Genomic DNA, 16,069 nt, shown 5'->3' with positions numbered 1-16,069 from the left:
GCACACCCCCTGGTCCGGCGGCCGGTCCGGGTTGTTGGCTGCATATGCAGCCAGCACTTCCCCGACCGCGCTGTACCCACGAGGAGGCTCCATGACGGCACCCAGGCCCCAGCGCCACAAGCCGTCGCCCTCCCCGGCACGCCTCCACATCACGATCCCCGCCCAGCCCTCGCGCGCCGCAGACGTGCGGCACCTGGTCACCGAGCACCTCAGGTGGCTGCGGCTGCCGCCGGAGTACGTGGACAACGCCGTCCTCGCCACGGACGAGTTGTTCGCGAACGCGATCCGGCACGCGCGTACCGGCCCCGGCGACACGGTCACCCTCACCATCGAGTGCGGCGAGTACGAGCTGCGGGTGACGGTCGGCGACCACTCGCCGCTCCCGCCGCGGCTGCGTACGGCGGGCGGGGCCGAGGAGTCCGGTCGTGGGCTGGCCATCGTGGCCGCGCTGGCCGACGACTGGGGTGTCGCGCCCCCGGAGCCCGGCAGCCCGGGCAAGCGGGTGTGGTTCACGCTGGAGTTGGGGTGGGTGCCGTGACGAGCGCGCTGGGGCGGCAGACGCAGGTCGAGGCCGCGGACGAGAGCCGTCTCGCCGATGCGTCGACACGCTCCGACGACGGTGCGGCAGGCACCGAGACGGCAGACCCTTTGGCGCCGGTGTCGGCGGTTGCCGCGGAACTGCTGCACCGGTCCGATCATGAGCGGGACCTCATGCGGCGGGCGCAGGCCGACCCCACCCCGCAGCGGCGGTCCGAGATCATCGCGTGCCGCCGGGCCAACGCCGACGCGCTCAAGTCCGTCGTCGACCGCCATGGCTGGCCGTCCGCCGACCGGGTGGGCGCCCCCGCCTCGACCGCGGCCCTGATGATCCTGCTGCACGCCCCGGACCTGGACTTCCAGCTCTCCTGCCGGGACCTGATCGCCCAGGCCACCCTGGACGGCCGCTGCCCCGCCGTCCACCTCGCGTACATCGCCGACCACTGCGCCGTCGAGCAGCGCCTGCCGCAGTTCTACGGCACCCGCGTCAACCCGGCCACGCTGCGCCCGTACCCGATACGCCGGCCGGAAAGCCTCGACGAACGCCGCCGCGATGTCGGTCTGGGTCCGCTGGAGGAGCAGATGGAGGCACTGCGACACGGTTGCTGAGACCCATCCGCGAAGCCACCCTCGATCTGTGGACGCGGAACCGATGGAGGACGCCATGGACATCACTCGCAGACGCCTGTTGTCCGTACTGTCGGCCGCTGGGTTGATGGCAGGGGTTTCCTCCCGGCCGGTGAGCGCGGAGGAGGTCGCCGTGGGCATGGCACGGATTCTGGCCAACACGGTGGCGGTCTTCGCCGGGACCGCCGAGTCCAATGCCCGGCCGGAGACTGCCGCCAAGGTGGCGACCGTTCACCAGGCCGCGCGGGCGAATCTGCGGTCGATGGACGACGCCGGAGCGGGCGAGCTGTTCGCCGGTCTGGAGCTCGGCGCCGATCCGGCCCGCCTGGACACCGCCTTCCGGCGGCTGTATGAGATCGCCCTCGCCACTCGCACACCGGGCGCGGCCGATTCGGACCTGTTCGGGAACACGGCCGTGCGGCGCCGGGTGATCGACGGTTTCGTGTGGCTGCACGAGCGCTACTACGGTGACCAGTCCCAGGGCTACTACGGCAACTGGTTCCACTGGGAGATCGGTCTGTCGCAGCACATCAGCAGGACGCTCGTGCTTCTTGCGGACCAGGTGGAGGCCCACCTCCCGGACCTCCCGCGCACGTACGTCGCCTCGATGGACGCCTATCTCCGCAACGGCATCGACGGGGACGTGAACCTCGACTCGCGCTTCCACACGGGCGCCAACCTCGCCGACATCACCACGAACCGGATCCTGCAGGGCGCGCTCCTCGGCGACGACGCCCGCATCCGCAAAGCCCTCACCGACCAGCTGACCGTCTTCGCCACCATCGACCCGTACCACCTCAACCACGGTGTCACGGACGGCCACTACGCCGACGGCTCCTTCATCCAACACGCCTCGGTCGCCTACACCGGCTCATACGGCAAGGCCCTGCTGACCCGTGTCGTGCAGACCCTCAAGATCCTCGACGGCACGGGCTTCGCACACGGTGAGGACCTGGTGTCGACCGTCCAGGGCTGGGTGCGGAACGGGTTCGCTCCCCTCATTTTCGAGGGCTGGATGATGGAGATCGTCAAGGGGAGGGCGGTCTCGCGGACGAACACCGGCTACGGCGATGTCGCCGTGGTCGTCGAGGCCGTAGTCGATCTGTCGTCGCTCGCGGACGGCGCCGACGCCACCGCCCTGAAGAGCTACGTCCAGCACATCCGGTCGACCTCGCGCACGGCTCCCGACCCTTCCGCTTTCGTCTCCCCGGTCAGCATCGTGCGGTACGCCGACATCATCGGCGACGCGACCATCCCGCCCGCGGACCTCGGCCCCGCCTCGCGCAGCCTCGCCTTCAACGCGATGGACAGGACCGTGCACCGCAGACCCGGTTACGCCTTCGCGCTCGCCCGCAGTTCCGACCGGATCAGCAAGTACGAGTACATGAACGGCGAGAACCTCATGCCCTGGTTCCAGGGCGACGGGGCGTACTACCTCTACCTCTCCGGACAGGACCAGACCCAGGCGTACGGCATCGACTACTTCACCACGGTCTCCCCGTACGGCCTCGCCGGAGTCACCGCACCGGTCGAGCAGCGGCACACGATCCCCGAGCTGTACGGGAAGCCGTACTACGACAACCCCGGCCACCCGCTGAACTTCACCTCGTCCTCCGAGTCGCAGAACACGTACGTCTACTTCCCGCGCGGCACCAACCGGCACTCCGGCGGCGCGGTCCTCGGGACGTACGGGGCGGCCGGGATGGTGCAGTCCGGCGATGTCGCCCACCGCGACAAGGCGGCAGGTCTGCTGCCGGACGATTTCGTCGTCTACCGCAATGCGACCGCGACGAAGTCGTGGTTCCTCCTCGACGAGGAGATCGTGGTTCTCGCAGCGGGGGTCGGGGACAGCGCCGGGCGGGCCGTGACCACGACCGTCGACGCCCGTATCGCCGCACCGGACGACCAGGTCTCCGTCACCGGGAGGCTCCGCGACGGCTGGCCCTGGACCGGCACGGGCACCGGTGACCTGCGCTGGCTGCGCTACGCCAATGCCACGCAGCGGACCGCCGTCGGCTACGTCTTCCTCGACACTCCGCCGGTCCGGGTCGCCCTGGAGAACGTCACCCGCAGCCGCCGGGTCGTGCGCACCTCGAACCCCGACACCGCCGTGACCCGCGGCGTGTTCGGTGTCACGGTCGACCAGGCCCCCGGAGCACAACTCGCCCGCCTGGCCTACGCGTTGGTGCCGAACGCGGGGGAGACCCGACTCCAGGCGTACCGGCACGGCCCGCTGAAGGTCCTGGCGAACACCTCGGGCCTCCAGGCCATCACCCACACCGGCCTCGGCCTGACGGCGGCCAACAGCTTCACGCCCGGCCACCACGAGACCGCCGGCCTACGCATCGAGGGGCCCGCCTCGGTGATCGTGCGGCGCGAGCGGCACGGCCTGACCACCGTCGCCGTGTCCGACCCGACCATGGACCGGGACACGGTCGGCGTCCTCCTGCACGGCCGGCCGCTGCGCGCGGTCACGTCCGACGCAGGAGTTCGCGTGAGGTCGGAACGGGGCGGAACCCGCCTGGAGTTCGACACCCGGCACGCGTACGGCCGGAGCTTCACGGTCGTACTGCGTGGCTGAAAGCGCGCGGACTGCGGGCCGCGCGTCGTGAGGTTTGGCCGGCCGGAGATCCCGGAGGTGCTCCGGCCGACCTGGAGGGCAATGCGCTGCTCTGCGGCTCCTTCCGGCAGCCGTTACGCCGGGTCGATGCGGGAGACGCTGCCGCCAATGGCGAGCACGTACAGCTCGCCATCGCCACCCTGGACGAACGAGACGACCTCACCGCCGTCGACTCCGAGGTCGTTCACGCCGGTCACCTTGCCGTTCTCCATCTGCAGAGAACGGACGGTGCCGTCGCAGTAGTCGCTGAACACGTACTGACCCTTGAGGTCCGGGATCGCGTTGCCGCGGTAGACGTATCCGCCGGTCACCGAGCAGCCCAGGCCACTGCGGTCGTACTCGTGGATCGGCGGCACGTGGTTCGCGGGCTCCGTGCCGCCCCGGAAGGGATGGTTGCCCTCCATCTGGTTCCAGCCGTAGTTCTCGCCGCCCTTGCTGCTCGCCGGGGCCCAGTCGATCTCCTCCCAGGCGCTCTGGCCGACGTCACCGATCAGCAGGTCGCCCGTGCCCGCGTCGAAGGAGAACCGCCACGGGTTGCGCAGCCCGTACGCCCAGATCTCGTCCTTGGCGTTCGGGTCGTCCACGAACGGGTTGTCCGGCGGGATCGCGTACGGCGTGCCGCCCGTCGGGTCGATGCGCAGGATCTTGCCGAGCAGCGTGCCGAGGTTCTGCCCGTTGCCCTGCGGGTCGCCGCCCGAGCCTCCGTCGCCGAACGCGATGTAGAGGTACCCGTCGGGGCCGAACGTGATGTCGCCGCCGTTGTGGTTGGCGTAGGGCTGCGTCTGGGTGAGGACGGTGCGCCGGGTGTCCGGCTGGATCTTGCCGTCGCGTACGGCGAACTCGTCGATGGTGCTGGTGCCTTGGAGGTTGGTGAACGAGATGTAGAAGTGCGCGAATTCCTTGTCGAACGCGATGCCGAGCAGGCCGCGTTCGCCGTCGGTGGTGGTCTCGCCGGAGATGTCGAGGACGGGCTCGCCGAGCCCTTGATCGTCCAAGACCCGTACGGTGCCTGCGCGTTCGGCGATCCAGACCGTGCCTCCGGGACCGGCAGCGCCGGCGGTCGGATTCTTGGCCGTGGCCACATTCGTGAGGGCGACCTGCGCTGCCTGCCGTGGGGCGGCGGGCTCGCGGGCGGACGCCGTGGCTGAGGAGAGGGACGCGACGAGGCAGATGGTGCCGATGATCGCCGCGCTTCTGGTGCGAACTTTCACCGTGATCCTCCTGGAGGCGGTGAACGGGGAGGTCACCCGGCTGCTTGGGCAGGTTCAGGGGTGTCGCCCGCGCCAGCACGCAACCTGGGTGGGGGGATGGTGTGCTACTGGCCATGGATGAGGATATTGGGACAGGGGCGCCTGGAGTAGACCAGGACACGCCACGGTCCGCACTGGGCGCTCCCGGCTCGGATTGATGCGCTGGACGCATGAACAGATCTCGGTTTGATGCTGGACACCGATCCGCCGGTGCTTCGAAACTCTCGCCAACGACAGTGACCGAGACGAGGACCGATGAGACGGATCACCAGACGTACGGCGCTCGCCGTCACAGCAGGTGCGGTCGCGGCGCCGGCCGTGGGCACGGCAACCGCCGCGGCCGCCGACACCACGACAGCCACATCTCAAGGACGACAGGCGGCCCCCGGACTCAATCCGGTCCTGCGAACGGACCTCGTCACGCGGGTGACACCGAGGAACAACTGGCTGGTGACAGCCGTCGTCATCCAGTACTCGCATCGCATCGACTTACGCGGCGGGGTGATCCCGCCCTCGGCCTTCCAGGTGAAGGCCACGGTGGGCGGGCAGACGGCGGCTCGCACGGTGACCCGGGTCTACTCCAACGGGGACGACCGCCTGATCATCGAACTCGACCCGAACGACTCCAACGCGCGGGCCGCCGGCACCGATCCCCTTCCGCTCGACCGCGCGTACGCCGTCAGACAGGTGGAGGACGTACGCACCCCGGGAGGTGAACTGGTACTCAAGGCCGGTCCGTTCGCGATCCGGAACGACGGGGTCATCAATCCCGTGGTCGACGACTTCGCCGCCGGTTCCTTCACGGACTCCGCGGGTTTCGAACTGGACTTCCGGCTGTACCGGCCCGAGGGATTCGTACGGAACCCGCGGACGCGCAAGCGTTACCCGCTCGTCGTCACCCTGCACGGCGGCGGCGAAGTCGCCGACAACAACATGACCCAGCTCACCTCCAACCGGATCGCGGTCACGTTCGCCAAACCGGTACGACAGCGCCGCGACGCCGCGTTCGTCCTCTCCCCGCAGATCCCGCTGCCCCGTCCCATGGACGGACCCGACGGCACGGACTGGACCGACGCCAAGGTCCAGGCCGCTCTGATCGAACTCATCGACACTTTCGTGAGCGAGCACTCCCGCACCGTCGACACAGCCCGGCTCTATCTCGTCGGACTGTCCTCGGGCGGACGCGGTATCTACAGCCTGCTGGCGAAGCGACCCGACGTGTTTGCGGCAGCCCTTCCCACGGCCGGCTGGGGCGAGACGGCCGCTATGGAGAAGATCACGCACATCCCGATGTGGGCCGACCACTCCGTCGACGACCCGGTAGTCCCTTACCGGGAGGGCCGGTTCGGCAAGCCCGGCACCTGGACACTGATGAACGCGCTGGAGACCGCCGGCGCACGGGTCACCCGCGGGGAGTGGGCCAACGATCTGCCGAAGGCACAGTTCGAGGCCCGGTCCCGGGAGCTCCTACGGCAGGCCCGTGCCGCGCGCAGTCACGTCCTGTTCACGAGCTACACGCCCGGAACGACACCGGTGAACCCACACCTCTCATGGGCCCAGACGTACGAGAACGACGTGGTCATCGACTGGCTCTTCGAACAGGCCCGGTAACGCACCTCGCTGTCCGGTTACCGCGCTCTCACCGCTCTCCGGAGGTAAAGCAATGCGTCCAACCAGCTGTTCAACCGACACGAACGCGCCATTACGGACCCGACCCCGTGCCCTGACGGCACTGATCGCCCTGGCGACCACCATCGGCTTGGCGCTGACTCTGCTGTCAGCCGCCGCCCCACCGGCGGCCGCCGCGGACCTGCTGTCCCAGGGCAAACCCGCGACCTCCTCGTCCAGCGAGAACGCGTCCACTCCCGCGTCGGCGGCCGTGGACGGCAACACAAGGACGCGCTGGTCGAGCACCTTCAGTGACCCGCAATGGCTGAGCATCGATCTGGGTGCCACCGCCACCATCAGTCAGGTCGCGCTGCGCTGGGAGGCCGCGCACGCCCGAGCGTTCCAGATCCAGACCTCCGACAACGGCACCACCTGGACCACCATCTACTCGACCACGGCCGGCAACGGCGGCGTGCAGACCCTGGACGTGAACGGCAGCGGCCGGTACGTCCGCTTCCACGGCACCCAGCGCGGCACCGCCTACGGCTACTCGCTGTGGGAGTTCCAGGTGTACGGCTCCGGTGGCGGCACCCCTGGCAACGGAATCCCGGATCCGACGACTGCCTCCCTGGAGGCCACCGACGGGCCGCTGACCACCGCCGCCTACACCGTTCCCAACCCGAGCGGGTACGGCTCCGGCACGGTCACGTACCCGACAACCGGGGGCTCGTACCCGGGCGTCGTACTGATGCCGGGCTATCAGGGCACGCAGCAGAACCTGGAGTGGCTCGCACCCCGCCTCGCTTCCTGGGGCTTCGTCGTCATCAACGTCGGCACCACCACACTCACCGACGATCCCGCATCGCGCGGCCGCCAGATCACCGCCGCCGGCACCCAGTTGCTCGCGCTCGGCAACGCCACCGGTAACCCGGTATCCGGGAAGGTCAACGGCACGCTCGGGGCGGTCGGTCACTCGATGGGCGGCGGGGGTGTCATGGCGGCCCTCCGCGACGACGCGCGCTTCCGGGCGGGCGTGCCCACGGCCCCGTACTACCCGAACCAGAACTTCTCCGCGGTCACCGAGCCCACGTTCTTCCTGACCTGTCAGAGCGACCCTGTCGCCCACGGCGACGACTACGCCGTGCCCTGGTACAACTCCATGTCGCAGGCCGAGAAGCTCTACATCGAAGTTCCCGGCGACCATCTGTGCCCGATGACGGGCTCCGGCAACAAGGCCAAGCAGGGCAAGTGGATCGTGTCGTTCCTCAGTCACTGGCTGCGCGCCGACACCCGCTTCAGCCCGTTCCTGTGCGGTCCCGCACGTGACGCCGACAAGAACAACACATCCCTGGTCACGCGCTGGATGGACACCTGCCCGTTCTGACCACAGAAGAAGAGTGTCGCCGCCGGTTGGTAAGCGACCGAGTGATGCCGGACATTGCTTGGCTATGGATGCGGATGAATCCAGTGAGCGGCTGGAGCAGTTGTTCCGGCAGACGTTTCGTCGGGTGATGGCGTACTGCCTGCGCCGGGCCGGTGACGCGGCGGCACACGACGCCGTGGCAGAGGTCTATGCGGTGGCGTGGCGCCGGCGTCGTCATCTGCCCGACGACGGTGAAGAGGCGGTGCTGTGGCTGTTGGGCATCGCGCGACGCGTGCTGGCCAACCAGGCGCGCAGCCAGCGGCGTTGGTCCCGACTGCTGCTGAGAGTGGCGGAACAGCCGGATCCCCCGGGCCCACGCCACCAGGAGCATGACGTCGGCGATGAGCTCTTGGCCGCCTTGGAACAAGGGTCGGCCGCCGACCGGGAGTTATTGCGCCTGGCCTACTGGGACGACCTGTCCCGTCATGAGATCGCGACGGTCCTCGGCATCTCCGTCGGCGCCGTCGACACACGCCTGCACCGGGCCCGGCAGCGGCTGAAGGAACGGCTCGCAGCATCGAGCTCCGATCTGCCTGCGACCAAGGAGAAGGATCATGCTGAGCGATGACGAACTCGTCCGGATGCTCCGGACCCGCGATCCGCAGCCTGACCCGTCGGAGACCGACCCGGACTCGCCGCTCGCCGACCGGATCCTCGCCCGGGTGCGTGAACGTACGCGGCGGCGGCGCAAGCGCACGATGGTCGTGGTCCCCGTGGTGGCCCTGGCCTTGGTCGGCGGCACTGCCGCGACCTATGCGTGGGTCGCCGGTGACGGTGAGGGTCACACGCTCGACTCGAACGGGCTGACCTGCGTGGGATCCGACCAGTCCGACGCCGTGACCGGCTTCGATCCCGGCGCCGACGACCCGATCAAGGTGTGCCGGCAGCTGTGGCAGGAGAGCTTCGGCAGGCCGGCGCCGGAGACGCTCACGGCCTGCGTCGAAAGTTCTGAGCAGGGCTCGATCGAGGTCTACCCCGGCGGTCGGGACCAGTGCGCACGGCACCGCGCCGATCCGTATCGCGGACCGACCCGCGAGCAGGTGAACCTCGCCCACTTCCGCACCGACCTCAAGGAGCGTGTCGCCGAACGCGACTGCGTCAGCTACCCGGAGTTCCGGGACGTGGTCAGCGAGCTTCTCGCCAAGCACCGCCTCACCGGCTGGTCGGCAGGCCACTTCCAGACCGGTGACAAGGAGCCGGAAGGCCCCTGCGCGGAGGTTTCCTACTTCGACGAGCCGGAGCGGAAGATCTGGCTCGGAGACGCCAAGGCAGGCGACCCGATCTACGTGCCGTAGGCGAGCGGTCCCACGACGTGCGTGAGTGCGGGGCTGACCCACCTTGCTCGCCGTGTACGCCTGGCGCAAGCTGGTCGTATGGGTGCGGAGGATGGCCCTACGCTCATCACGTCTGTCCAGCGGGCCCTGCGCCTGCTGGAGGCGGTGAGTGCGCACGAGAACGGCGCGCCGGCGAAACAGCTGGCACGTGAGACGGGCCTGCCCTTGGCGACCGCCTATCACCTGCTGCGGACGCTGGTCCACGACGGATACGTGCGGAAACTGAACGACGGCGGGTTCATCCTCGGCGACAAGCTGGAGTCGCTGCAGACCACGAGCCGTGGGCAGGCGCTGCTCAGCCGCGTCCGTCCCACGCTCGCCGCACTGCGGGACGAACTCGCGACTGCCGCCTACCTCACCTTCTACGAGGACGGCGAAATCCGGGTCGCGGAGATCGTCGACGGCCCTCGGGCGCCCCGCGTCGATCTCTGGGTGGGGTTCGAGGACGCGGGGCACGCCACCGCGCTGGGCAAGTCCGTGCTCCGGGAACTGGACGAGGCCGACCGCAAGGACTACCTCTCCCGTCACCACCTCGCCGACCTCACCCCGCGGACGATCACCAGCCTGCCGGAACTGCTCCGGCGACTGGAGTCCTCACCCGGGGCCCCGGCCGTCACCGACCTGGAGGAGTACGCACTCGGCACGGTCTGTGTCGCCGTGCCTGTCTACAGCGGGGACACGCTCGGCTCGCTCGGAGTCTCATTGCCGGCGGACCGGCTGTCCCGACTCCCCGAGATTCGGGCACGGCTGATCCCGACCGCGAGTCGTGTCACCAGGAGTCTTTCGCTCACTATCTGAAAATCCTGTTCTTGTGGGTGGCCGAGATGACCCGTTCTCTGGAGGAAACAGACATTTTCGGATGTGTGCCCTGGGCACAGGTGAGGACTGCGGACGAACATGAGTCAGGCCCGAGACCATGGTGGCAACCACTGGCCGATGCGGCTGTTCAAGAACCGAGTGACCCGTCCTGGGCCTTCGGCCCGCAGGCGCGTTGTCGCGCAACTGGCCGCCGGTTTGCCCGTCCTGCCCATCCTGCCCGTGCTGATCGTCTCCGTCGTCGTATGCGTCGATCTCGCCGATGGAGCGGGGATGATCTGGCTGCCCCTGCTCGCGGCGGGGCCTGCCTTGGCCGCCACCACCAACGGTCCCCGCGGTGTGCTCTGGGTCGGGCTCCTCACGGTGGTGCTGTGTGCCACGCTGGGCACCCGGGACGGTGTTCCGGGCCGTGAACTGACCGCTGTGCTGTCCGCCCTGGTGGCTGTCGCCCTTGCGAGCGGCCTGGCCAGCGCGTTGCGCGGGCGCCGTGAACGGGTGCTCGCGGCGGTCCGCTCGGTCGCGGAGACGGCACAGCACGCGCTGCTCAAGCCGGTGCCGGCGACCGTCGGGCCGTTCCAGGTGGCGGTCCGCTACAGTGCCGCGGCGGCCGAGGCCCGTATCGGCGGTGATCTCTACGCTCTGGTACCCACCCCGTACGGAGTGCGGCTGATCGTCGGCGATGTGCGCGGCAAAGGGCTGCCGGCCGTGGGAACCGCCGCTCTGGTGCTCGGTGTCTTCCGCGAGGCCGCCTACGACGAGCCCGATCTCCTCGCCGTGGTCGACAGGATCGAGCGGAGTCTGGCGCGCAATCTCGGCCATGACGACTTCGTCACCGCCGTGGTCGCCGGGTTCCCGCAAGCAGGGCATCTGGAGGTGGTGAACTGCGGACACACGCCTCCGTTGCTGGTACACGCCTCCGGGAGGGTCGCGGCGGTCGAGCCCACGCATCCGGCCCCGCCCCTCGGACTGCGCGCCCTCACGGGTGACGCGCCCGGCCTCCACGTTCTGCCCTTCACGGACGGGGATCAACTGCTGCTCTACACCGACGGGGTCACCGAGGCCCGGGACCGCGGCCGTGCGTTCTATCCGCTGACCGAAGGGCTGGAGCGCCACGTCTCCCACGAGCCGGCGCACACCCTCGACGCGCTCCATGACGAGCTGCTGGCGCATGTCGGCGGTCGACTGCACGACGACGCGGCGCTGCTCCTGATCCGCAAGCCGACGCTTTACGAATCACGGGTTCCCGACGCGGCCGTTCCCTCGGCGACGGTCCCGAGCCGGCGTCCCCGCCCCGCGGCCGCTGCTTCTCCGCGACCTCGGACATGGCTCCGGGTCGCTGACTCGACCTGACGCACCCGGGACCGGGCTCCTCAGACATGCAGGGTGGGCCGGTAGACGAGCTCCTGGATGTGGCCGTCGAGGGTCCGGTGCTCGATCAGCTCGAGGTCGAAGTCGGCTGCGCCCTGGAAGATCGGGTCCAGCCCGGTCTGTCCGGTGATCACGGGGAAGAGCGTCACCTGGACGCGGTCGACCAGACCGGCGGCCATCAGCGCCCGGTTCATGGACAGGCTGCCGTGCGAGCGCAACGGCACCTCGGACTCCTCCTTGAGCCGGGCGACGGCGTCGACGGCATCGCCGCGCACGACAGTCGCATCCGGCCAGTCGAGGGGTCCGTCCAGGGTGGTCGACACCACTGTTGCCGGCAGGTTCGTCATCCGCGTGACCCATGGGTCACGCACCTCGGACTCCTCGGTGCTCGAGGCCAGCATCCCCGCGAACGCCCGATACGTGTTGGCCCCGAAGACCATCCGCTGCTCCTCGCGGTACTGGGCGAGGCGGTGGGTGAGGAGCTCGGGGCCCTGCTTGCCCCAGTACCCGGTCCAGTTGCCGCCGGCGGCGCCGAAGCCGTCGAGGCTGGAAAAGACGTCGAAAGTGTAGGTAGCGGTCATCACGTTCTCCTCGAGTGCGGTTGATCACCTGTCGGGGATACAGACTGGCGATCACGGCGTGACTCATCGGTCCGGACGCGTGGCGCACCACGCTCCTCTGCCGTCCCCATTCCGCCCTGCGGATAGCATCAGAGGTCCGGCATGGCTCCCAGCAGAGGCGACGATCATGGATCCGGCCGCGGTCTCTCCCCCCACAGCGAGCATCAGCCTGCGGCAGTTGCTGATGGCGCTGGGGGACTCGTTGGTGGAGGTGCAGGCCGCTCCGGCGGGGCTGGATGTCGAGATCCGTGGCGTTGCGCTGCTCGATCCCGAGGATCCGCCGACCGCGCAGCCGGGTGAACTGGTCCTCGCCATCGGTGCCCGAGGCCGAGCCGCTTCTCCCGCACTGCGGGCCGCCGGGCGGGACGCCGCCGCCGCCGTGGTGGTCAAGCTGGACGGAACCGGCCAGGCCGCGGCGCTCAGCGAGACCGCCGCCGAGGCCGGGATCGCCCTGCTCTCACTGCGCAGCGAAGCACGCTGGGAGCAGGTGAACGCGCTGGCCCGCGCCGCGCTCGACGACGCACCGCCGGGTGAGTCAGGCCAAGGGGCCGAGGAGGGCGATCTGTTCTCGCTCGCCCAGACCACCGCGATCCTCACCAGCGGCATCGTCAGCATCGAGGACGCCGCGAACCGGGTGCTGGCCTACTCCCGTACCACTGACTCAGACGAGGCGGACGACCTGCGGCGGCGTTCCATTCTCGGCTGGCAGGGACCTGAGGGGTATCTGGCGAAGCTGCGCGAGTGGGGCGTGTTCCAGCATCTGCACTCCAGCGACGAGGTGATCGCCATCGACAGCCACCCCGAGCTGGGCATCCGCCGCCGTCTCGCGGTGGCCATCCGGTCCGGGGACCGGCAGCTGGGCACCATCTGGGTGCAGGAGGGCTCGACTCCGCTGTCCGACCGCGCGCCCCAGGCACTGCTCGGTGCCGCCCGGGTCGCCGCGCTCCACCTCGTACGCCGGCGCCGAGAGCTCTCGGAGGACGTGACGCTCACCCGGACCCTGCTGGCCGGACTCCTGGAAGGGAGTACCGGACCGCAGCCGCTCGCCACCCACCTGGGATTCGACGCCCGTCGCCCGGCCGCCGTGCTGGGCTTCTCGTACCGGACCACCGAGGCGCAGGAGACCGCGGAGGTCGTCGCCGCGCCCGAGCTGACCCACACCGAGGTCACCAACCTGGTCTCCGTGCACATCGCCGCCCGGCACCGCAGCGCCCTGGTCACCCAGGTCGATCCCCGCATCTACGTGCTCCTGCCTCAGCTGCCCCGCGGCATCGACACGGACACGCTGCGCGGCTGGGCCCAGGAGATCACCGACGCCGTACGCCGCCACCTGGGCCTGCCGCTGCGCGGCTCGGTCGGCTGCCTGGTGCCCGGTCTCGGGGACGTCCCCGAGTCACGCTGGGAGGCCGACCGCATTCTCGACGCCATGGTGAGCGCCGGTGTGCCCACCGCCGTCGCCGCGCTTGTGGACATCCAGGCGGAAGTACTGGTCAGCGAGATGGTGACGTTGCTCGCCGCCCACCGCGAGATACGGGATCCACGACTGACCGCCCTGGTCGCGCACGACAGTCGGCACCAGGGCCGGCTCGCCGAGACCCTGCTGACGTACCTGAACTGCCTGGGTGACATACGGGCCGCCGCCACCCGGCTCCATGTGCACCCCAACACCCTGCGATACCGGCTTCGCCGGGCCGAGGAGCTGACCGGCCTCGATCTGGGCCGTCCCGACCAGCGTCTGCTGGCCATGCTCCAACTGCGGCTGCCGCCCGACGACTGACCCGGTTCCGCATTGGACGGACGGACAGCCATTGAGGGCGAGTTTGTTCGACCTTCACAAACACAGGGCCCCATGACCGCTCATACGCTTGCGCAAATCAATTTCCGCAAGTGATGCGGTTCACCCCCGGATACCGCCCATCGCACCGCGAACGCTTCCGGAAATCGTCAGTGCCCTGATCGCCCGCTCCGCACGGCACTCCCAACCACCCCATGGATGTCGACATGACTACACGTCCCCCAGATTCTCTGGCCTCCGACACCGCTCCCCCCACCAGTGGTCAGCCTCCGGAGCAGCAGGCAGGTCTCCAGGCCGGTCTCAAGAACCGCCATCTGTCCATGATCGCCATCGGCGGGGTGATCGGCGCCGGTCTCTTCGTGGGCTCCGCCTCCGGCATCACCGCCGCGGGCCCCGGCATCCTGCTGTCCTACGCACTGGTCGGCGCTCTCGTCGTCTTCGTGATGCGGATGCTCGGCGAGATGGCCGCGGCCAACCCGACCTCCGGCTCGTTCTCCGCCTACGCGGACCGGGCGCTCGGCCGCTGGGCCGGGTTCTCGATCGGCTGGCTGTACTGGTTCTTCTGGGTCGTCGTCCTCGCCGTGGAGGCGACCGCGGGCGCGGTGATCCTGGAAGGGTGGGTGCCGGCCGTACCGCAGTGGGGCTGGGCCCTGATCGTGATGGTGGTGCTCACCGCCACGAACCTGGCCTCGGTCGGCTCCTTCGGCGAGTTCGAGTTCTGGTTCGCCGGCATCAAGGTCGTCGCCATCACGGGCTTCATCGTGCTCGGCGGTCTGGCGATCTTCGGTGTGCTGCCCGGCTCCGACAACGCCGCGACGGGCTTCGGCAACCTCACCGAACACGGCGGCTTCCTGCCGAACGGGCCGGGCGCGATCCTCACCGGCATCCTGCTGGTCGTCTTCTCCTTCATGGGCAGCGAGATCGTCACTCTCGCCGCCGGCGAGTCCTCGGACGCGGCACGGGCGGTGGCGAAGGCCACCAGGAGCGTGATCTGGCGGGTCGGTGTCTTCTACGTCGGTTCGATCCTCGTCGTGGTCGCCCTGGTGCCGTGGAACGACCCCTCGATCGAGAAGAAGGGCTCGTACGTCGCGGCCCTCGACTCGATCGGCATCCCGCACGCCGGCGAGATCATGAACTTCATCGTGCTGACCGCCGTACTGTCCTGTCTCAACTCCGGCCTCTACACGGCCTCCCGGATGGCCTTCTCCCTCGGACAGCGCGGCGACGCCCCGCGGTCCTTCGTCCGGACGAACCCGCGAGGTGTCCCGCAGGCCGCGATCCTGGCCTCCGTGGTCTTCGGCTTCGTGGCGGTCGCCTTCAACTACCTGTGGCCGGACACGGTGTTCCAGTTCCTGCTGAACTCCTCGGGCGCCGTCGCGCTCTTCGTGTGGCTGGTCATCTGCTTCTCGCAGCTGAAGATGCGGGGGATCATCCTGCGCGAGAGCCCGGAGAAGCTCGTCGTGCGGATGTGGCTGTTCCCGTATCTGACGTGGGCGACCATCGGGATGATCGCGTTCGTCCTCGTCTACATGCTCACCGACGACAAGGAGGGCGGCGGCCGGAGCCAGGTGCTCCTCTCGGTGCTCGTCGCCGCCGTGGTGATCGCGATCTCGTTGGTCCGGGAGCGGTCCCGCGGGAAGGACACGGAGGAGACGGTCGTACCGCGGTAGCCGCCGCGGATCGCCGACAGCGGCCGGGGGGTGGGTGTGGGGCCTCTTTCCCCAACCCCACTCCTTCCCGTTTGCCTCAGGTCGTCCAGCGGCTCATTTCCGCGGCCAGTGGCAGCCCGGGGAGCCGCGCAGGACATGCCGGTTGAGCTGGTTGTCCGAGGCCGAGGATCAGTCGCCGTGGTAGTGGATTCGGCGGAGGGACAGCGAGGCCTCTGCCGGGAGCGCCGCCGAGAAGGCGGCCCATCCGGTGAAGGTCAGCTCATGCGGCAGGCCGACGAGGCCGGTGATCGCATCCCGGAAGGCGTTCCTGCTCCGGCCGTAGACGTCGGGGACCGCGGGTTCCGCTTCGTTTGATTCGTCCGTCATATCGGCCAGGCGCCGCCGATCCGGCCGCCCGGGTA

14 protein-coding genes are annotated in these 16,069 nt (G+C 69.4%); 11 read left to right on the top strand and 3 right to left on the bottom strand.

What is annotated here, in order from left to right; all coding sequences use genetic code 11:
• Nucleotides 1–91: 91 nt before the first annotated feature.
• From OG828_RS02430 to OG828_RS02420, 3 genes are read left to right on the top strand one after another with little or no spacing between them, the layout of a single operon-like run.
• The gene (locus OG828_RS02430) at nt 92–538 is read left to right on the top strand and encodes an ATP-binding protein (protein ID WP_328499946.1); all 447 of its coding nucleotides are present in this window, start codon (nt 92–94) and stop codon (nt 536–538) included.
• On the top strand, nt 535–1,146 hold the full coding sequence (locus OG828_RS02425; RefSeq protein ID WP_328499945.1) for a DUF6624 domain-containing protein: 612 nt from the start codon (nt 535–537) through the stop codon (nt 1,144–1,146). Before OG828_RS02430 ends, OG828_RS02425 begins: the two co-directional genes overlap by 4 nt.
• Nucleotides 1,147–1,201: 55 nt before the next feature.
• Complete coding sequence (locus OG828_RS02420) at nt 1,202–3,745, top strand: polysaccharide lyase family 8 super-sandwich domain-containing protein (protein ID WP_328504783.1); 2,544 nt, start codon at nt 1,202–1,204, stop codon at nt 3,743–3,745.
• Between the two features lie 113 nt (nt 3,746–3,858).
• Here the strand turns inward: OG828_RS02420 and OG828_RS02415 are convergent, their stop codons facing one another.
• Nucleotides 3,859–4,995 carry a PQQ-dependent sugar dehydrogenase gene (locus tag OG828_RS02415; RefSeq protein WP_328349611.1) on the bottom strand — a complete coding sequence of 379 codons (1,137 nt, stop codon included), beginning with the start codon at nt 4,993–4,995 and terminating at the stop codon, nt 3,859–3,861.
• Between the two features lie 294 nt (nt 4,996–5,289).
• Here OG828_RS02415 and OG828_RS02410 point away from each other — a divergent pair, with 294 nt between their 5' ends.
• From OG828_RS02410 to OG828_RS02385, 6 genes are all read left to right on the top strand, one after another.
• Entirely contained in the window at nt 5,290–6,645 is a 1,356-nt protein-coding gene (locus OG828_RS02410) for a prolyl oligopeptidase family serine peptidase (protein WP_328499944.1), read from the top strand.
• Nucleotides 6,646–6,793: 148 nt separating this feature from the next.
• Nucleotides 6,794–8,026 (top strand): poly(ethylene terephthalate) hydrolase family protein, encoded by a 1,233-nt coding sequence (locus OG828_RS02405; protein WP_328349607.1) that lies wholly within the window; start codon nt 6,794–6,796, stop codon nt 8,024–8,026.
• Nucleotides 8,027–8,090: 64 nt separating this feature from the next.
• Nucleotides 8,091–8,633: an RNA polymerase sigma factor gene (locus OG828_RS02400; RefSeq protein ID WP_328499943.1), complete on the top strand. Its 543-nt coding sequence runs from the start codon at nt 8,091–8,093 to the stop codon at nt 8,631–8,633.
• Nucleotides 8,620–9,360 carry a hypothetical protein gene (locus OG828_RS02395; RefSeq protein ID WP_328499942.1) on the top strand — a complete coding sequence of 247 codons (741 nt, stop codon included), beginning with the start codon at nt 8,620–8,622 and terminating at the stop codon, nt 9,358–9,360. Before OG828_RS02400 ends, OG828_RS02395 begins: the two co-directional genes overlap by 14 nt.
• A gap of 78 nt (nt 9,361–9,438) precedes the next feature.
• A complete protein-coding gene (locus OG828_RS02390; protein ID WP_328436393.1) occupies nt 9,439–10,197 on the top strand; it encodes an IclR family transcriptional regulator in 759 nt (252 codons plus the stop codon).
• Between the two features lie 99 nt (nt 10,198–10,296).
• Nucleotides 10,297–11,565, top strand: coding sequence for a PP2C family protein-serine/threonine phosphatase (locus OG828_RS02385; protein WP_328499941.1), 1,269 nt, complete (start codon nt 10,297–10,299; stop codon nt 11,563–11,565).
• Between the two features lie 20 nt (nt 11,566–11,585).
• Here OG828_RS02385 and OG828_RS02380 read toward each other — a convergent pair whose 3' ends face one another.
• On the bottom strand, nt 11,586–12,164 hold the full coding sequence (locus tag OG828_RS02380) for a dihydrofolate reductase family protein (protein WP_328436391.1): 579 nt from the start codon (nt 12,162–12,164) through the stop codon (nt 11,586–11,588).
• A 166-nt stretch (nt 12,165–12,330) separates the two neighbouring features.
• Between OG828_RS02380 and OG828_RS02375 the strand changes: the two genes are divergently transcribed.
• A complete protein-coding gene (locus OG828_RS02375) occupies nt 12,331–13,980 on the top strand; it encodes a PucR family transcriptional regulator (protein WP_328499940.1) in 1,650 nt (549 codons plus the stop codon).
• A 224-nt stretch (nt 13,981–14,204) separates the two neighbouring features.
• Nucleotides 14,205–15,668 (top strand): amino acid permease, encoded by a 1,464-nt coding sequence (locus tag OG828_RS02370; protein WP_328349593.1) that lies wholly within the window; start codon nt 14,205–14,207, stop codon nt 15,666–15,668.
• A gap of 168 nt (nt 15,669–15,836) precedes the next feature.
• Here the strand turns inward: OG828_RS02370 and OG828_RS02365 are convergent, their stop codons facing one another.
• Complete coding sequence (locus OG828_RS02365; protein ID WP_328499939.1) at nt 15,837–16,034, bottom strand: hypothetical protein; 198 nt, start codon at nt 16,032–16,034, stop codon at nt 15,837–15,839.
• Nucleotides 16,035–16,069 lie beyond the last annotated feature (35 nt).

The organism is Streptomyces sp. NBC_00457, from assembly GCF_036014015.1.
Classification (GTDB): Bacteria; Actinomycetota; Actinomycetes; order Streptomycetales; family Streptomycetaceae; genus Streptomyces.
The sequence above is the reverse complement of the archived record's forward strand: the minus strand, read 5'-3'. Positions and strand labels throughout refer to the sequence as shown.

Excerpts from the sequence above, each read along its gene's own strand:
- OG828_RS02430 (WP_328499946.1), top strand. The coding sequence starts at position 92 with ATGACGGCACCCAGGCCCCAGCGCCACAAGCCGTCGCCCTCCCCGGCA.
- OG828_RS02420 (WP_328504783.1), top strand. The coding sequence starts at position 1,202 with ATGGACATCACTCGCAGACGCCTGTTGTCCGTACTGTCGGCCGCTGGG.
- OG828_RS02410 (WP_328499944.1), top strand. The coding sequence starts at position 5,290 with ATGAGACGGATCACCAGACGTACGGCGCTCGCCGTCACAGCAGGTGCG.
- OG828_RS02400 (WP_328499943.1), top strand. The coding sequence starts at position 8,091 with ATGGATGCGGATGAATCCAGTGAGCGGCTGGAGCAGTTGTTCCGGCAG.
- OG828_RS02395 (WP_328499942.1), top strand. The coding sequence starts at position 8,620 with ATGCTGAGCGATGACGAACTCGTCCGGATGCTCCGGACCCGCGATCCG.
- OG828_RS02390 (WP_328436393.1), top strand. The coding sequence starts at position 9,439 with ATGGGTGCGGAGGATGGCCCTACGCTCATCACGTCTGTCCAGCGGGCC.
- OG828_RS02385 (WP_328499941.1), top strand. The coding sequence starts at position 10,297 with ATGAGTCAGGCCCGAGACCATGGTGGCAACCACTGGCCGATGCGGCTG.
- OG828_RS02380 (WP_328436391.1), bottom strand. The coding sequence starts at position 12,164 with ATGACCGCTACCTACACTTTCGACGTCTTTTCCAGCCTCGACGGCTTC.
- OG828_RS02375 (WP_328499940.1), top strand. The coding sequence starts at position 12,331 with ATGGATCCGGCCGCGGTCTCTCCCCCCACAGCGAGCATCAGCCTGCGG.
- OG828_RS02370 (WP_328349593.1), top strand. The coding sequence starts at position 14,205 with ATGACTACACGTCCCCCAGATTCTCTGGCCTCCGACACCGCTCCCCCC.
- OG828_RS02365 (WP_328499939.1), bottom strand. The coding sequence starts at position 16,034 with ATGACGGACGAATCAAACGAAGCGGAACCCGCGGTCCCCGACGTCTAC.